Source organism: Pseudomonas auratipiscis (assembly GCF_036324085.1).
GTDB lineage: Bacteria > Pseudomonadota > Gammaproteobacteria > Pseudomonadales > Pseudomonadaceae > Aquipseudomonas > Aquipseudomonas auratipiscis.
In genome coordinates, this window is the sequence record NZ_JAZDCU010000007.1 from 253792 (window position 1) to 270742 (window position 16951).

The 16951-nt window shown below is 59.4% G+C and carries 19 protein-coding genes; 5 read left to right on the top strand and 14 right to left on the bottom strand.

Translation table 11 applies throughout. From position 1 onward, the window contains the following. Positions 1-122 precede the first annotated feature (122 nt). A complete protein-coding gene (locus V0R60_RS12695; protein ID WP_256658265.1) occupies positions 123-791 on the top strand; it encodes a TetR/AcrR family transcriptional regulator in 669 nt (222 codons plus the stop codon). Here the strand turns inward: V0R60_RS12695 and V0R60_RS12700 are convergent, their stop codons facing one another. Further along, entirely contained in the window at positions 792-1571 is a 780-nt protein-coding gene (locus V0R60_RS12700) for a class I SAM-dependent methyltransferase (protein ID WP_330079815.1), read from the bottom strand. A 94-nt stretch (positions 1572-1665) separates the two neighbouring features. On the opposite strand from V0R60_RS12700, the gene V0R60_RS12705 reads away from it, so the two are divergent. Beyond that, positions 1666-2286 (top strand): energy transducer TonB, encoded by a 621-nt coding sequence (locus tag V0R60_RS12705; RefSeq protein WP_330079816.1) that lies wholly within the window; start codon positions 1666-1668, stop codon positions 2284-2286. Positions 2287-2289: 3 nt separating this feature from the next. Here V0R60_RS12705 and V0R60_RS12710 read toward each other — a convergent pair whose 3' ends face one another. The 7 genes from V0R60_RS12710 to ppc all read right to left on the bottom strand — a co-directional run bounded on the left by V0R60_RS12710 (position 2290) and on the right by ppc (position 9434). Beyond that, the gene (locus tag V0R60_RS12710; protein ID WP_136477847.1) at positions 2290-2982 is read right to left on the bottom strand and encodes an extensin-like domain-containing protein; all 693 of its coding nucleotides are present in this window, start codon (positions 2980-2982) and stop codon (positions 2290-2292) included. Positions 2983-2988: 6 nt separating this feature from the next. After that, complete coding sequence (locus V0R60_RS12715; protein ID WP_330079817.1) at positions 2989-3819, bottom strand: isocitrate lyase/PEP mutase family protein; 831 nt, start codon at positions 3817-3819, stop codon at positions 2989-2991. 33 nt (positions 3820-3852) lie between these two features. Continuing rightward, complete coding sequence (locus tag V0R60_RS12720; protein ID WP_330079818.1) at positions 3853-4722, bottom strand: DUF72 domain-containing protein; 870 nt, start codon at positions 4720-4722, stop codon at positions 3853-3855. A 3-nt stretch (positions 4723-4725) separates the two neighbouring features. After that, on the bottom strand, positions 4726-5013 hold the full coding sequence (locus tag V0R60_RS12725) for a hypothetical protein (protein WP_136477850.1): 288 nt from the start codon (positions 5011-5013) through the stop codon (positions 4726-4728). Between the two features lie 129 nt (positions 5014-5142). Further along, positions 5143-5817: a tRNA (adenosine(37)-N6)-threonylcarbamoyltransferase complex dimerization subunit type 1 TsaB gene (tsaB, locus tag V0R60_RS12730; protein WP_136477851.1), complete on the bottom strand. Its 675-nt coding sequence runs from the start codon at positions 5815-5817 to the stop codon at positions 5143-5145. Between the two features lie 85 nt (positions 5818-5902). Then, positions 5903-6553, bottom strand: a complete 651-nt coding sequence (gene adk / locus V0R60_RS12735; protein WP_136477852.1) for an adenylate kinase — start codon at positions 6551-6553, stop codon at positions 5903-5905. A 253-nt stretch (positions 6554-6806) separates the two neighbouring features. After that, a complete protein-coding gene (gene ppc, locus V0R60_RS12740; RefSeq protein ID WP_330079819.1) occupies positions 6807-9434 on the bottom strand; it encodes a phosphoenolpyruvate carboxylase in 2628 nt (875 codons plus the stop codon). Between the two features lie 134 nt (positions 9435-9568). On the opposite strand from ppc, the gene V0R60_RS12745 reads away from it, so the two are divergent. The 3 genes from V0R60_RS12745 (at position 9569) to V0R60_RS12755 (ending at position 11420) form a co-directional block, all read left to right on the top strand. Beyond that, positions 9569-9913, top strand: coding sequence for a pilin assembly protein (locus tag V0R60_RS12745; protein ID WP_136477854.1), 345 nt, complete (start codon positions 9569-9571; stop codon positions 9911-9913). 253 nt (positions 9914-10166) lie between these two features. Continuing rightward, a complete protein-coding gene (locus V0R60_RS12750) occupies positions 10167-10580 on the top strand; it encodes a DUF4398 domain-containing protein (protein WP_136477855.1) in 414 nt (137 codons plus the stop codon). Between the two features lie 51 nt (positions 10581-10631). Further along, entirely contained in the window at positions 10632-11420 is a 789-nt protein-coding gene (locus tag V0R60_RS12755) for an OmpA family protein (RefSeq protein WP_136477856.1), read from the top strand. A 64-nt stretch (positions 11421-11484) separates the two neighbouring features. On the opposite strand, the gene V0R60_RS12760 is transcribed toward V0R60_RS12755, so the two are convergent. The 6 genes from V0R60_RS12760 to lysS all read right to left on the bottom strand — a co-directional run bounded on the left by V0R60_RS12760 (position 11485) and on the right by lysS (position 16903). Beyond that, entirely contained in the window at positions 11485-11814 is a 330-nt protein-coding gene (locus V0R60_RS12760; protein ID WP_330079820.1) for a hypothetical protein, read from the bottom strand. Next, the gene (locus tag V0R60_RS12765; protein WP_136477858.1) at positions 11811-12737 is read right to left on the bottom strand and encodes an alpha/beta hydrolase; all 927 of its coding nucleotides are present in this window, start codon (positions 12735-12737) and stop codon (positions 11811-11813) included. Before V0R60_RS12765 ends, V0R60_RS12760 begins: the two co-directional genes overlap by 4 nt. Next, positions 12709-13986 carry a flavohemoglobin expression-modulating QEGLA motif protein gene (locus V0R60_RS12770; RefSeq protein WP_136477859.1) on the bottom strand — a complete coding sequence of 426 codons (1278 nt, stop codon included), beginning with the start codon at positions 13984-13986 and terminating at the stop codon, positions 12709-12711. The genes V0R60_RS12765 and V0R60_RS12770 overlap by 29 nt, the downstream gene beginning before the upstream one ends. A 24-nt stretch (positions 13987-14010) precedes the next feature. Continuing rightward, positions 14011-14556: a hypothetical protein gene (locus V0R60_RS12775; protein WP_136477860.1), complete on the bottom strand. Its 546-nt coding sequence runs from the start codon at positions 14554-14556 to the stop codon at positions 14011-14013. A gap of 28 nt (positions 14557-14584) precedes the next feature. Beyond that, positions 14585-15289 (bottom strand): TetR/AcrR family transcriptional regulator, encoded by a 705-nt coding sequence (locus V0R60_RS12780; RefSeq protein WP_136477861.1) that lies wholly within the window; start codon positions 15287-15289, stop codon positions 14585-14587. Positions 15290-15400: 111 nt separating this feature from the next. Then, positions 15401-16903: a lysine--tRNA ligase gene (gene lysS / locus V0R60_RS12785; protein WP_038614096.1), complete on the bottom strand. Its 1503-nt coding sequence runs from the start codon at positions 16901-16903 to the stop codon at positions 15401-15403. Positions 16904-16951: the final 48 nt, after the last annotated feature.

The window sequence follows — 16951 nt, forward strand, 5'->3', positions numbered from 1 at the left end:
ACTCGCGAGTATATTAAATCAGTGAATCGAACCGGGGAAGCGTCTGCCCAAGAGAAAAAACGTATTAACAGCGCTTCGTTATGACGATATCTGTCAGGCTCGCCATGCCCTGGCGATGTACCATGCTCACTTACCGGAATCTGTACAAGTCACCCATGCACAACGATCTCACCGCTCCCGTCGGCCCAGGCCGACCAAAGGATCTGGCAAAGCGCCAGGCAATTCTCGAGGCGGCCAAGCAGCTGTTTCTTACGCTTGGCTATGCCAGCACCAGCATGGATGCGGTCGCGACAGCGGCAGGTGTTTCAAAATTAACCGTCTACAGCCATTTCACCGACAAAGAAACGCTGTTCACCGCAGCCATTTCCGCCACGTGTACGGCGCAATTGCCCGAGCTGATCTTCGAGCTGCCCGACGGTGTGCCACTGGAGCAGGTGCTGCTCAACATCGGCTGCAATTTCCAGGCATTGATCAGCAGCGAACAGTCGGTGCAACTGACCCGCTTGATCATGACCCTCGGAAACCAGGACCCCAAGCTCAGCCAGATTTTTTTCGAGGCGGGCCCATTAAGAGTGTTGCGGGAAATGGAACTGTTGTTGCGCCGCGTCGATCAGCGCGGCCTGCTTCGTATCGAACACCCCGATAAGGCGGCGGAGCACTTCTTCTGTCTACTCAAGGGCGCACCGAACTATCGCCTTTTGCTCGGTTACGCCCCGCCGCTGGACGATGAAGCCGCCAAGGCTCATGTCGCAGAGGTGGTTGAAGTGTTCTTGCGCGCCTACCGCTCCTGATCACTTGAGGGCTTTTTTCGGGTAGATATCGTAGCGACTCGACTTGCCTTCCAAGCTGTGACTCGGCTTGGGCCCCTCAATGATTGGCGCCTTGCGCGGACGCTTCACCACTACCCGGTGACTGGCCAGCGCCAGGGCTGCCTCAAGCAGTGCAGGTGCGTCCAGGTCATCGCCAACCAATGGCCGGAACACCCGCATCTCCTTTTTCACCAGAGCGCTCTTGTCCCGGTGCGGAAACATCGGATCGAGGTAAATGACCTGTGGCGGCTCGCCCTGCCAGCTACGCATGCGCTCGATGGCGTTACCAGTGAGCAACTGCATGCGGGCCACAATGGGCCCCACCTCAGCGTCAGCCGCTGCCCGTGCCAGCCCATCCTCAAGCAGTGCAGCCACCAATGGTTGGCGTTCGATCAAGGTCATCTGACAGCCAAGGCTGGCCAATACAAAGGCATCCTTGCCAAGCCCTGCGGTGGCATCGAGCACCTGTGGTCGAACGCCTTGGGCAATGCCCACTGCCCTGGCGATCATCTGCCCGCTACCCCCACCAAAAACGCGTCGGTGCGCGGCGGCCCCCTCGACGAAGTCGACACGCACCGGGCCGGGGGCCTGTGGGCCAAGCTGCTGGATCTGCAGCCCGCTGGCACCCACCTGCACGGCGAACTCGGCGTGCACACTTTCCAGAGGCAGGCCCAGACGCTGTGCCCACTCTTGCGCCTTGGGTTGATAGTCGGCTGTCAGCGCCTCGACCCGGATACCGCCGTCTGCCAGTTGCTCCACCATCGAATCCTGTACTCAAAAAAATTAAATGATCGTCGGCCACTGCCGATATACGAAGTATTCGCTATTTTGCCAGACCTTACGGCCCGCGACTGCCATGACCGACATTCTTCAGCTCAGCTCAGGCTACTTATCGCCCGTAGGCGACTATGGCCGGCACAATACTCAGGCACTGGGCGGCGTCAGCCACCTGTGGCAGGATTTTTTTGCCCGCGCTCTGGCTGAGCAACACGCTGAAGTCGAACAGCAAGCAGCCCTCGAGATAGAGCAATTCGACAAGGCCACGGGCGAGCCCTTGGGTGGCAGCCAGCTGTTGGCGCACATCCACAGCCAGCGTCAATGCAATGTACTGGACACCGAGATCGCTCCACCCGAACCGCTGTTCCTGCCAATTGCCGAGTTCGAACCGCAGTTGCTGGAAAAACTGCCACCGCCGTTCGACGATGTCGAACTCATCGAACAACAGCGCCAGTTGGACATCAGCAATAGCTGGGTGCGCCCGGTGGTCATGAACCAGGGTCAGCCACTACCGGAACCTGGCCCGGGGCCGGCTCCCAAATCGCTGTTCCTGCCTATCGCCGAGTTCGAAATGGAGCTGCTAGACAAAGCACCTGAGCCGTTCGACGAGCCTACCCTGATAGCCCAGCAATCGGCGCTGGACTTCGACACCCGCTGGGCTCGTCCGGTAGTACTGAACAACGTGCGCATCGCCGCCTGAGTCTCAGCGACAGATCTGCCAGAAGCCCATGTCCAAATGAAAGTGATTACGGTGGGCTGCGTTGTAGTCCGGCCCCAGAACCGTGTTGAAGCTGTCGCAGGCACTGGCATGAACATCCTTGAGAAAGCGCGCTTTGGCGCCCTCGCCCTGCCAGTCATTGATTAGATTGATACGCCGGCCATCCGCCAGGCGAAAGCCGGCGATGTCCAGCGCATTGGCCGTGGCATGCTGGCTGAGCCTTCCCTCTTTGCGGTTGTACATGTTGCGACAGGCAAAGCTGCCGAGATGATCGACTTGCACCACGGGCTGGGCAAATGCCCGCTGCGCGGCAGGCTGTAGCGCATGGCGTTCGAACAGGGCATAGGCAACCGCCAAGGGGCAACTGGCAAGAAAACTGCTGCTCAGGCGTACGGATGAACCCTCGACACGCACCACGTTCTGCAACGGGCACTGCGCTCCGGTCGCGCTGTCTGCTTGCGGGCGATAACGCAGATCGGAACTTGCCAGGGCTTGTGCACAGAGCTGCGGATTATCCTGCAATCGCCCAAGCTTATAAGGCGTCAGCAGGTTCGGTGGCTGGCGCACATCGAGCACCGCCCATGGATTCCAGGCATCCGGTACACGCCACCCCTGACGCCAGGCGTATACCGTTGCGCCGATCAACACCAGGAACAGCAGGACTACACCTTTACGCATACACGATCAACGCTGGAACAGCTGGTTCAAATGATCGAAAGGCAGCGCCTGATCGCCATAGCTGAACGTGCCTTGATTGAAAATCTCTTCGGCACCACGGTAAAACGCACCGAACGCAGCACGTGCCAGCGACGACCCGACGCTGATACGTCGCACGCCAAGGTCTTGAAGTTGATTAACGCTCAACGCCACGCCAGTCATGCCCATCAACACGTTGACAGGCTTGGGCGCTACAGCCTGCACCACGGCGCGAATTTCTTCCGCCGTGCGCAAACCAGGCGCGTAAAGCACGTCGGCGCCAGCTTCGGCGAACGCTTGCAGGCGCGCGATGGTGTCGTCCAGGTCCATGCGACCATGCAAAAGGTTTTCCGCGCGAGCACAGAGCATGAAAGGGAAGTCCAGGCTACGGGCCGCTGCCACGGCAGCTTCGACCCGCTCCACTGCGTGATGGAAGCTGTAGATCGGCTCCTCGGCATTACCACTGGCGTCCTCGATAGAACCGCCCACCAAGCCTGCCTGCGCGCCTTGCAAGATGGCCTCGGCACAATCCTTGGCACTGTCACCGAAGCCATTCTCCAGATCCGCCGCCACCGGCAGAGCGGTCGCATCGACTATAGCGCGGGCGTTTGCCAAGGTTTCCTCAAGACTCATGGCGCCTTCAGCGTCTGGGCGCCCCAAGGAGAACGCCAGCCCGGCACTGGTAGTCGCCAGCGCCTCGAAGCCGAGGCTGGCTAACAGTTTGGCGGAACCGGCATCCCAAGGGTTGGGAATGACAAACGCCCTGTCGCGTTCATGCAGGGCTTTGAAGGCTTCGGCACGTAGCGTTTGTACATCCATGATCATGGCTCCCGGGCAAATGACAGGAGGCGTTCACAGCAGACCGAGTTGTTCGGCCTCTGGCGCCCTGTCCAATTCAGGCAAGGCCGGCAAACCGGGCAAGCGTTCCATCAGGCCGCGATGAAAACGCTGAGCCAGGGCAGCGGCCAAACGATTATCGGCAGTATGCAGGAAAACATAGGGGCTGCGACCCTCCTCGATCCAGGCGGCTACCTTGTCCAGCCAGGGCAACAGAAAGGGTTCGTTGGCCGCCAGCTCCGGGTGACCGATAAAACGCACCTGTGGATGCTGGCTGAAAGCAGTCGGTCGGGGTGGCACCCGTGGCTTTTTCGATTGGGCGTCGAGCACTCCCGGTGCCTGCGACATACAACTGAACAAAGCGCGTGGATCAAGGCAGATTCGCTCGACACCACGCCCCTGCAACAAGCGATTCAACGCGCGCTCTTCCTCGCCCCTGGCAAAGAATGCGCGATTGCGCACTTCCACCGCGATCGGTACATCGATTTCATCCAGAAAAGCTACCAGCTCGCCCAGGCGCGCTGGCGCGAAGGTTGCCGGCAATTGCAGCCAATATGGAGCAACGCGGGGCCCGAGTGGTTTGAGCAACTGGGTGAAGGCCTGAGCAGCCGTCAACTGATCCCGCAAGTCACCAGCGTGGCTGATGTCGCGCCCAAATTTGGCGGTGAAGCGAAAATGCGCGGGCATGATTTGTGCCCAACGCTCGACGGTCGCCGGTGCCGGTCGAGCATAGAAGGTAGTGTTGCCTTCTACAGCGTTGAATACCTGACTGTACAGACTCAGCAGGTCGCCGGTTTTAGCGTCCGCAGGATAAAGATACTCACGCCAGGCGTTTTCACTCCAGGAGGGACAACCGAGAAAATAGGGAAGCGTGGACAGAATCATCCATCAAATGTACAGGTCCAGCCCCAGCACTTCCATCTCCCAATCGACAAAGCCCGCGGTGGTCAGGTAGCTGGCGAGGGCCTGGGCGGTGCGCTTGTTGCAAGCACGAGGAAAGATCATGTCCTGCTGGCGCGCGGGCACCCCCCCGGTGCGCGCTTGACCAGTGGTGGCTTGCGGCTGAACCTCGAATTCGCCGGGTAGATCCTCGTCCACATCGTCGCTGAGCACCGGCGCCCTGCGCGGGGTTCGCTTGATCGGGTAGGACTGTGAGGAAAAACCGTCGATGCGCATGGCGATCTCTCAGAAGCAATGATGGCAATTTAGCAGCATCAGAGTGCCTTCGCTAATGCCCGATTGATAACTGGACCACAGTTCGGGCAAAAGGTTTTATTTGCTCTGGAAATAGTAGACGAGCAGCCGTCAGCGCGCCTTTGGGGTCGCCACGTTATCGCGCAAATACACAGGCTGGGCGAGATCGGCAGCAATGGCCTCCCCGCGCTGCCAGGCAAAGGTAGCCAAGGTCAGCAAATCCACGGCGTGAGGCAACAGGCTTGCATCCTGTGCGCACAGTTTCACCCCTATGCGCTCGGCATAGCCCCAGCCGGTGCCTGCGCCAAACCACTCACCGCTGGCACCGGCAGGTAGCGCTGCGCGCTCTGGAGACAACACCGCTTCGCTGCCGATCAAACGCATCTCCCCTGCCGTTTCCTGGTAGCAACCCCAGTACACTTCGTCCATGCGCGCATCAATGGCTGCCGCAACCTGGCTCACACCCTGCTCGCGCAGCGCGCGCTGGGCCAGTACTGCAAGGTTGGAAACCGGCAGCACCGGCCGCTCCAGGGCAAAGGCAAGGCCCTGGACGACGCCAATGGCGATACGCACACCTGTGAACGCACCCGGGCCACGACCAAAGGCAATGGCATCGACCGCCGCCAGGGTGGTGCCGGCGTCCGCCAGCAACTGTTGGATCATCGGCAGCAGCTTTTGCGCATGCAGGCGTGGGATCACCTCGTAATGGCTGGAAACCTTGCCATCATGCAGCAAGGCAACGGAGCAGGCTTCAGTGGCGGTATCCAGGGCCAGCAAGGTGGTCATCGGGGGTTCCAGGCGAGAGAAAAAAGAGCGGCATTATAAACAACTACGGCCCGCAAGCGGGCCGTTGTCTGCTACCGAGTATCAATCAGCTCAGAGCAGCCAGTACCTTGGCGGTGATGGCATCAACCGAACCTACGCCTTCGATATGGGCGTACTTCGGTTTGCCGCCATTGGCAGCCGACAGCTTCTGGTAGAAGTCTACCAACGGCTTGGTCTGGTCATGGTAGACAGCGAGGCGATGACGCACGGTTTCTTCGGTGTCATCTTTACGCTGAACCAGCGCTTCGCCGGTTTCGTCGTCTTTGCCTTCAACCTTCGGCGGGTTGTAGACGATGTGGTAGACACGGCCAGAACCTTCGTGCACGCGGCGACCGGCGATACGCTGAACGATCTCTTCGTCTTCGACGGCGATTTCGACGACGGCATCAATTTCAACGCCAGCAGTCACCAGGGCTTCTGCCTGAGGAATGGTGCGCGGGAAACCGTCGAACAGGAAACCGTTCGCGCAGTCGGCCTGGGCAATGCGGTCCTTGACCAGGTTGATGATCAACTCGTCAGAAACCAGCTTGCCTGCGTCCATGATCGCCTTGGCTTCCAGGCCCAACGGAGTGCCGGCCTTTACAGCAGCACGCAGCATGTCGCCGGTGGAGATCTGTGGAATGGCGAATTTTTCGGTGATGAACTTTGCCTGAGTACCTTTACCGGCCCCGGGAGCTCCCAGCAGAATCACGCGCATATTGTGCTCCTCATTTTTGTAAGCAAATCAATGGAGTCGGCGCAGAGGGCCAAGTCCGGAATTGGGTCATGACCACAAATCGGTCAAAAGGCTGCTCAAGATACACAGCGGCTTCAAGCCACACAAGCGCTCGAAAGTCGGAAGAAAGCACACACACGCGCCATACAAAGCACAGGTTGCGCCGAGCGCAACCCATTGCTTTGCAAGCAATCTCCTCCTCGCTACGAGGCGAATCGCAGTGTTGCGCCTGAACTCAACCGGTATTGCGCAAACCTGCGGCAATGCCTGCCACAGTAACCAGCAGAGCCTGCTCCAATGGGCTGTCCAGAGCGGCTTCACGTTTGCGCGAACGCGCCAGCAACTCCGCCTGCAATAGATGCAGCGGGTCCAGGTAGGTATTGCGCAGCCGGATGAATTCCAGGGTCTCGGGACTGTGCGCCAGTAGCACCGGCTGCCCGGTCAGACCCAGTACCACACCACACGCCTGCGACAATAGGTCGCGCAAATGTGCACCCAAAGGTCGCAGCTCTGGTTGCACTAGACGTTCGTCGTAGGAGCGGGCAATTTCCGCATCGGCCTTGGCCAGGACCATTTCCAGCATGTCGATACGCGTGCGAAAAAACGGCCACTGCTCACGCATCTGCGCCAGCAGATCACCCTGACCGCGACGCAAGGCGTTGTTCAACGCGGCTTCCCAACCCAGCCAGGCTGGGAGCATCAAGCGGGTCTGTGTCCAGCCGAAGATCCACGGAATCGCGCGCAGGCTCTCGATGCCACCCGCACGACGCTTGGCCGGGCGGCTGCCCAAGGGCAAGCGTCCAAGTTCCTGCTCCGGGGTGGACTGACGGAAATACTCGACGAACTCGGGATTATCCCGCACCACGCCGCGATAGGCCTTGACCCCGTCGGCGGCCAACTCGTCCATCAACGTCCGCCAGGCTGGCTGGGGCGGCGGTGGCGGCAGCAAGGTCGCTTCCAGCACTGCCGCCAAATACAGGTTCAGGTTCTGCTCGGCGATATCCGGCAGACCAAACTTGAAGCGGATCATCTCGCCCTGTTCGGTCGTGCGAAAACGTCCTGCGACCGATCCCGGCGGCTGCGAAAGAATGGCCGCATGGGCTGGGCCGCCGCCACGTCCAACCGTGCCGCCACGGCCATGAAACAGCAGCAACTCGACTTGCTGCTCACGACAGATACGGACCAGCGTTTCCTGCGCCCGATACTGCGCCCACGCAGCTGCAGTGGTGCCAGCATCCTTGGCTGAATCGGAGTAGCCGATCATGACTTCCTGAGGACCGTGCAGGGCGCTGCGATAACCCGGCAGACCGAGCAGGCGCTCCATCACGGGACCTGCGTTATCCAGGTCCGCCAGCGTTTCGAAGAGTGGCACCACACGCATTGGGCGCAGTACACCGGCCTCCTTGAGCAGCAACTGTACGGCCAGCACGTCGGAAGCAGCACCCGCCATGGAGATTACATAAGAGCCCAGCGACGCAGCGGGTGCAGCGGCGATCTCGCGGCAAGTGGCAAGAACCTCGGCAGTTTCGGCCTGCGGCTGGAAATAGCCAGGCAGCAATGGCCGTCGGCTAGTGAGTTCTTGGGCCAGGAAGGCGATACGCTCATCCTCGTCCCAGTCGGCGTAGCGTCCCAGCCCCAGATACTCGGTGATCTCACTAAGCGCGGCGGTGTGCCGGGCAGCATCCTGACGCACGTCCAGGCGTACCAGGAACAGGCCAAAGGTAACCGCCCGGCGCAGGCAATCCAGCAGCGGCCCATTGGCAATCACACCCATGCCACAGGCATGCAAGGACTCGAAACACAGGTGCAACGGCTCGAACAGTTCATGGTTGTCCTGCAGCACCAGCGGCGATGGCACCTGCGGCGACTTCAATGCGCTGTGCGCCCAGGCACGGGTTTCCCGCAAGCGGTCACGCAGCTGTTTGAGTATCACCCGATAGGGTTCGGCGCAGTCACCAGCCTTGGCCTTCAGGGCCTCGCTGGCCTGCTGCATGGACAGCTCGGCGGCCAGGGATTCGACATCACGCAAAAACAGGTCAGCGGCCATCCAACGCGCCAATAACAGCACTTCGCGGGTTACCGGCGCAGTGACATTGGGATTGCCGTCACGGTCACCGCCCATCCACGAAGCAAAGCGTATCGGCGCCGCTTCCAGCGGCAAGTGCAGGCCGGTGGCGGCGTGAAGCGCCTTATCGACCTTGCGCAGATGATGGGGAATAGCATGCCAGAGCGAGTGTTCGATCACCGCGAAGCCCCACTTCGCCTCATCGACTGGCGTTGGCCGAGTGCGGCGAATTTCTTCGGTGTGCCAGGCTTCAGCGATCAAGCGTTGCAGGCGCTGACGCACTTGTTCGCGTTCGGCAGGGATCAGGTCGCGATGATCCTGAGCAGCCAACTGCGCAGCAATCGCATCGTATTTTTGAATCAGCGTGCGACGAGCGACTTCGGTGGGGTGAGCGGTCAATACCAGCTCGATACTCAGCTTGCCGACCTGGCGCGCCAAGGCATCATCACTGTGCCCTGCCGCCTTCAGTCGCGCCAGCAATTCCGGCAGTACCCGCGCTTCGAACGGCTCGGGCTGACCGCTATCGCGCCGCCGTATCAATTGATATTGCTCGGCGATGTTGGCCAGGTTGAGAAACTGGTTGAACGCTCTCGCTACCGGCAACAATTCATCGTCAGCCAAGTCATTGAGGGTAGAGCTCAATTGCTCGGCCGCACCACTGCGATCAGCTTTGGCGCTGCGGCGGATTTCTTCGATTTTCTGCAGGAACGCCTCACCGTGCTGATCACGTATGGTGTCCCCCAACAATTCACCCAACAAATGAACATCTTCACGCAAGCGCACATCGATATCAGTCATCAGCCTTGTCTCCGGCATTCCTGGAAAACCGCTCTGGCTCCAGAGTGCCCCACTACCGGTCATGCTTCAAGGCAGACCAATGACTGCACAGTGACTACGCTGAAAACAGATCCTTGAGGATTGATGAGGTGATCATGAAAATCCGTGAGCTTGCCCAGCACTGGGAACAGAACGACAAGGGCCGTCTGAGCCCCACCGGTCATATCCTGCACCTGGACGTGGAATCCGCGGCGCGCCTGGCCGCGTTGGCAGAAATGTACCCCAAGCGGCGCCCCGAAGAATTACTCGGCGAGCTACTGGGTGCAGCGCTGGAAGAGCTGGAAGCCAGCTTCCCCTACATCCAGGGACAACACGTAATCGCCACCGATGAAGAAGGCGATCCGCTCTACGAGGACATCGGCCCCACTCCGCGCTTCCTCGCCTTGTCTCGTCGCTATCTGCACGACCTGAGCAGCCAGAAAGACGAACCGACCCACTGAAATCCCTCTTCCGCTCCGGTATCGGGCGCTCGCGCATGCGCCCGCGTACCCCGCGCACCGCTCGAAGTTCCGGCAAAAAAGCACTGACTGATCAGTCAGAAAAACCCGCTTTTTTGACGCACTTTTTTCTGAACTATTGAAAAAACACCTCGGTCACAGCCAGTAGCCATCACGGCAAAGCCCATCAGCAACCGAAGCTGACCGGACTGCCGATGGACTGTTACGGAATCTGTTGTTCATCAGGAGCGATCCAATGGAGTTGACCAGTATGAAGACCCATACCGCTAACACCTCACCCTCTCACCTGCGCGGGCTCAAACTGGCTGCGCTGGCACTGGGCAGCAGCCTGGTGCTGGCAGGCTGTGCCGGCAACCCACCCACCGAGCAGTACGCCGTCACCCAGTCGGCGGTCAACTCGGCAGTCAGCGCCGGCGGTACCGAGTTTGCCGCAGTGGAAATGAAGGCCGCCCAGGACAAGCTCAAGCAGGCTGAAATCGCCATGCATGACAAGCAATACGACGATGCCAAGCGCCTGGCCGAACAGGCCGAATGGGATGCACGTGTTGCCGAACGCAAGGCGCAGGCCGCCAAGGCCGAAAAAGCCGTTCAAGATGCCCACGAGGGCGTTCAGGACTTGCGTGAGGAAGGCATGCGCAGCGCGCAGTGAGCGCCGCACTGTCGACCCAAGCATTCGTAATTGATCAAAGGATGAACCATTATGCGCAAACACATGATGATCCCCGCCCTGCTGGCGCTGAGCGTCGGTCTGGCCGCTTGCTCAACGCAGCCGAACGCCAACCTGGAATCGGCACGGACCAACTTCTCTACCCTGCAGAGCAATCCACAGGCCAGCAAAGTTGCCGCGCTGGAAACCAAGGACGCTCAGGACTGGCTGAACAAGGCCGACGCGGCCTACATGAACAAGGATGACGAGAAGAAGGTCGATCAACTCGCCTACCTGACCAACCAGCGCATTGAAGTGGCCAAGCAGACCATCGCGCTGCGCACCGCCGAAGGCAACTTGAAAGATGCCTCTGCCCAACGCGCCAAGGCCCGCCTGGAATCACGTGATGCTCAGATCCAGAAACTACAGGACAGCCTCAACGCCAAGCAAACCGATCGCGGCACCTTGGTGACCTTTGGCGATGTACTGTTTGATTTCGACAAGGCCAATCTGAAAAGCAGCGCCCTGCCCAACATCACCACATTGGCTCGCTACCTCCAGGAAAACCCTGACCGCAAAGTGATTGTCGAGGGCTACACCGATAGCAAAGGTAGCGCCAACTACAACCAGACGCTGTCCGAGCGTCGCGCAGCCTCGGTGCGCATGGCGCTGGTACGTGCAGGTGTCGATCCATCACGAATCGTTGCCCAGGGCTACGGCAAGGAATACCCCATTGCCGATAATGCGAGCAACTCGGGCCGTGCCCAGAACCGTCGCGTGGAAGTGACTATTTCCAACGACAACCAGCCCGTGGCACCGCGCTCGGTAAGCCAGGCGCATTGATGTAAAGCTGCATCGCAAAAGCAAGCCCGCCCCACGGAACCCAGTCCGTGGGGCGGGCTTGCCGTTACTGTTCGAGTTGCTGCGGCGTCTCTTGACCCAGGCAACGCACGGCCTGCTTCTTGTTGTCCACCAACACACCGGTCAGGCCTTTTTGCGACATATCGAACAACACCAGCACGCCATCGACACATTGAGCGACCTGGTTGGCCGGTTTGAGCGAAATCTTGTAATCCTCCCCCGGTATTGTCTTGAGCATGGTGAAATCCGACAGCAGCAGTGCATCTTCCGGCTTGGCAAAATGCAGGTAGCCGTAGTACCACAGCGCTGCAACGGTGCCGATGATGCTGCAGACACCGGTAATGATCAGGGGGACAGCGTTACGTTCTTCACTCATTGTGACGTCTCGTCAGGGTAATTAGGGACTTCGGCCAAACGCCGCAGCCCATTGAAATGTTCAGGATCTTGCAAAAAGCGCAGCATCACCTGCCGCCAGGTACGGTCGGCAAACGTCTGCACATGACCACCGCGGGTCAATTGCAACACCCTTGGCGGCGGCGCTGCCTGATACAGCTCAATGCCATTGGCCAGCGGCACAATAGGATCGTCGATACTGTGAAAGAACAACTTCGGCGGTGTCTTGAGCTGCGCAATCGAGTTGATTGCACTGTCGCTGTCAGGCACTAGCCACGACAGGGGTACTTGCAATGGCCATGTCACCCACGAATTGCTCAGGGCAAAGCGTCCGACCTGACGATAGCTGGCCGGCACGCCGTCAAACACCATCGCTTTGAAACGCTTGGCTTGCTCTGGGTTGTGCGCCAGGTAATGAATAGCCATGGAGCCACCCAGGCTCTGCCCCAGCAGTATTTGCGGCTTACCCTGCACCTGCGGGGCCTTGTCGAGCCAGTCCAGTGCTGCGGCGATGTCCTGATAGACTTCAGGCAGTGCCGGCTTGCCCTGGGACAAGCCGTAACCGCGGTAGTCCAGCAACAGTACCTGATAACCGTGTTCCGGAAGCCACCAACTGCCACCCAGATGCCAGGCCAGGTTGCCACCGTTGCCATGCAAGTGCAGAACCGTGCCCTTGACCTCGACCCCCGGCTTGGCTGGCAGCCACCAACCGTGCAGGCGCGTACCGTCAGCCGCGGTCAGGGCTACGTCACGGTATTCAAGCTTGGCTTTCTCGGGGGTGAACGGCTGGCCAGGCTCAGGGTAGAACAGCAGCGAACTGCAACCACCCAGTGTCAGCACCACCACCAGCAGCAAGCCCAGGGTTTTGCACCCCGATTCAGAGAATGTTCGAATAGTCGGCTTCAATCCGGTCCAGGCTCAGGTGGTTAAGGAAGTTGGAGAAGCACATCCAGGCCGATAGCGCGTTGAGGTCACGAAACTGTTCCGGCAAGTACTTGGGTGGTTCCACCAGGCCTTCATCGACCAATTGGCGCAATGTGCGCATATCCTCAAGCGTGGTCTTTCCGCAAAACAGCAACGGGATCTGTTCAAGCTTGCCCTTGCGCACGGCCAACTGAATATAGTTGTAAACCATGATGAAGCCTTTGAGGTAGGACAAATCCTTGGTAAATGGCAGCCCATTGGGTACCGATCCGCGGAACACTCGACTGGCATTGCCATAGCTCTCCGGCATGCCGAAGCCCTGGGCGCGGAAAAACTCGTAGACTTGCATGAAGTCGGCACCCTCCTCGACCATATGGATGGCCCGGGTGCGGTTCGTCAGTTTGCGCAGGCGGCTCGGGTAGGAAGCAAAAGCAATGACCTCCATGAGAATCGCCAGGCCTTCCTGTGTAACAGTCGACGAGGGCGGCCCCTTGGCCAGAAAGGTGCAGATCGGCTGGTTCAGGCCATTGAGTGTGGTGCCCACATGCACCAACCCTTCATGGACCTCCAGTGCACGCACGTCGCGGCTGTTGAACATCGCATCGGCGCGAATCTTGATGTAGTCGGCACCCGCTGCGGCGTCAGCGACGATACCGTCGGACTCGAACACCCGAATTGTGTCTTCGGCTTCGTTGAACACCTTGTTCAAACGCCTCTGCAGCATCTCGACGGCTTGTTTTGCCGTGAGGTTCTTCGGTTCATCCTTGAGGTCGCCTCGGCCGTCGATATTGTTCAGGTAATCCGAGAGCATCAACCCCAGGTCAGCCAGGGTCGGGTCGCCGGCGTGAAACGCATCGGAAGCGGCACCGTAAAGCTCCTGAGAAATCAGCCCGAAATCCTCGGTGCCGCGCGCTTCAAGCATGCGCACCACCATGCGGTACTCCTTGCACATGCGCCGCATGATCTGCCCAACCGGATTGAACTGGCCCAGTTGCCGGGTAATGTCACGCTCGATGTTCTGGAACTCGAGCTTTACTGCGCCAGAGTCGAACGACAACGGCCGGCCCTGGTAATAAGCCCGATCGACCGCGGGCATCTCCTTGCCCTTGGCCTTGAGAAACCCCTGGCGGATGCTGTCATCCCATTTCACCGCATCGAGCACGCGAATGGGCGTTTGTGCCAGGACAATGCGATCAGACAGGGCACGTATCGTCTGCTGGTACTCGTCCACCCTACTCTCCTTGAATTGACTCTTTTACTTGCCTGCCCGCTGGAACCGCGCCACTTCGATAAACAGGTCGGAGTTGGCCGGATCGTCAAGGTAGGCCAGGACCCGCTCGGCCGGGCTGTCGATCAGCACGCCTTCACCGTTGTCCTCCGGAACGTCATAGGTACGCCCGCTGAGCTCTTTCTTCTCCACGGCCTGGTTGACCTGCTCGACATCGAGGTTGTAGACCACCAGTTCCTTGCCATCGACGACCTCGAACCCGCCGATCAGGAAGTTTCCGCCGAGCCGCTTGGGTACACCCGCCGAGAGATACCAACGGTTGCCGTGGCGGGACACCGTGAACACGTACTCATCGCGCTTCTTGTCTTTGCCGATAGCCACCGCCTTGTAGGCGTCGCCACCGCTGCGACTGATCTGCAGGCTCAACGGTTCCCCCCAGGCGTCCTTGCTGATCCATTTGCCCAGCAGCGCCTTGGGCGCGGCCTCATTGGCCGGCATCGGCTCATTGAAGGTGACCAGACAACCGCCAAGCAGCAAAAACGACAATGCCAACAACAGACTTCTGGCTTTCATCGGGTTCTCCTTGAAATAGGGTCGCGGCTCACACGGCGGCCAGCACCAGATGCAAGTACCGAGTAAGGATAGCGAGCATCTGCGTATGCGCATCGACCTGTGAACTGTCGAGCAGGCCCTGATATTCCATCTGCTCGACAATCGCCGTCAACACCAGCGCATCCTGCTGCGGCTGACGCGAGCCGACAACCTCCAGCATCTGACAGGCGCCATGGAGCAGAATCTGCTCGTGCAGCTTGACCAGTTCGGCCAGACGCGGGCACAGCAATGCCTCCTGGCGAAAGGCCTGCTCGGCCATGAGAAAGTCACGCCGGTTGTGCAGTTGGCGCTGGACATAGTCGGCCATCATTTTCGCCACTTCATCGGCCAGGAGCGCGCGGCATGGCAGGCTTTGATCACCTTGAGAAAGCAACTGACGCAAGACCACTTCCGTGTGCTCCCACAGCTTTGCCATGTAAGCGGCGCTGCGCTCCACATACTGGGCAAAGGTATCGGTAAGCAGGTCTTCAATGTCATTGAAGTAATAGGTGGTCGCCGACAAAGGCACCCCGGCCTCGGCTGCTACAGCGCGATGACGTACACCACGAACGCCATCACGAACGACAATGCGCATGGCTGCATCGAGAATATCCTGCCGACGCTGCTCGCTGCCCTGGCGACTGGCCTTTCGGCCTTGATATCGAACACTTTCGGCCACGGCGGTTGCTACGCCAGCGGCGCCTTGATGGGCCATTGTCACGGGATACCTCGGGAAGTTTGGATAGTGGAGCGTTCGACGACGCTGCATTCGCGCTTGCAGCTCAATAAAAAACCGCCTGAAAAGGCGGTTTTTTCATTGCTCCCCTCAGGCTTGTGGGCGCATGTGCGGGAACAGAATAACGTCGCGAATCGACGGCGAGTTGGTCAGCAGCATCACCAGACGGTCGATACCGATACCCTCACCCGCGGTTGGCGGCATGCCATATTCCAGGGCGCGGACGAAATCTGCATCGTAGTGCATGGCTTCGTCGTCACCGGCGTCCTTGTCGGCAACCTGCGCCATGAAGCGCTCGGCCTGGTCTTCGGCATCATTGAGCTCGGAGTAGGCGTTGGCAATCTCACGGCCACCGATGAACAGCTCGAAGCGATCGGTAACGTTCGGATTCTCGTCGTTGCGACGAGCCAATGGCGAGACTTCGAACGGGTACTGGGTAATGAAGTGAGGCTGCTCCAGCTTGTGCTCGACCAGTTCTTCGAAAATCATCACCTGCAGTTTGCCCAGACCTTCGAAACCAAGGACCTTGGCACCGGCTTTCTTGGCGATGGCACGAGCCTTGTCGATGTCGTTAAGGTCGTCGGCAGTCAGCTCAGGGTTGTACTTGAGGATCGAGTCGAATACCGACAGACGCACGAATGGCTCGCCGAAGTGGAACACCTTGTCGCCATATGGCACGTCGGTGCTGCCCAGAACCAGCTGCGCCAGCTCGCGGAACAGCTCTTCGGTAAGGTCCATGTTGTCTTCGTAGTCGGCGTAGGCCTGGTAGAACTCGAGCATGGTGAACTCGGGGTTGTGCCGGGTCGAAACACCTTCGTTACGGAAGTTGCGATTGATCTCGAAAACTTTCTCGAAGCCACCCACCACCAGGCGCTTGAGGTACAGCTCCGGCGCGATACGCAGGAACATGGCCATGTCCAGGGCGTTATGGTGGGTTTCGAACGGCTTGGCCGCTGCACCACCCGGGATGGTCTGCAGCATTGGCGTTTCCACTTCCAGGAAGTCGCGCTTGATCAGGAAGTTGCGGATATGGTTGATGACCTGAGAACGCACGCGGAAAGTATCGCGCACTTCTTCGTTGACCATCAGGTCGACATAACGCTGGCGATAGCGCTGCTCGGTGTCGGTCAGGCCATGGTGTTTGTCGGGCAGCGGGCGCAGCGACTTGGTCAGCAGGCGCACGTTGGTCATCTCGACGTACAAGTCGCCTTTGCCGGAACGCGCCAGGGTACCTTCGGCGGCAATGATGTCACCCAGGTCCCAGGTCTTGACCGCGGCCAGGGTTTCTTCCGGCAGGGTCTTGCGGTTGACGTAGACCTGGATTCGACCGGTCATGTCCTGGATCACCATGAACGAGCCACGGTTGAGCATGATGCGCCCGGCAACCTTGACCGGAATCGCTGCAGCTTCCAGCTCTTCCTTGGTCTTGTCGACATACTGTTTCTGCAGGTCGTTGCAGTAGCTGTCACGGCGGAAGTCGTTGGGGAAGGCATTGCCCTTGGCACGCTCTGCGGCAAGTTTTTCCTTGCGCAAGGCGATCAGGGTATTTTCTTCCTGTTGCAGGTCTTGCGGGTCGAGTTTTAGGTCGCTCATGTCGTCACATCTTCCATCACAGGTTCATTGTCCCAGGCTCGGGCCTGG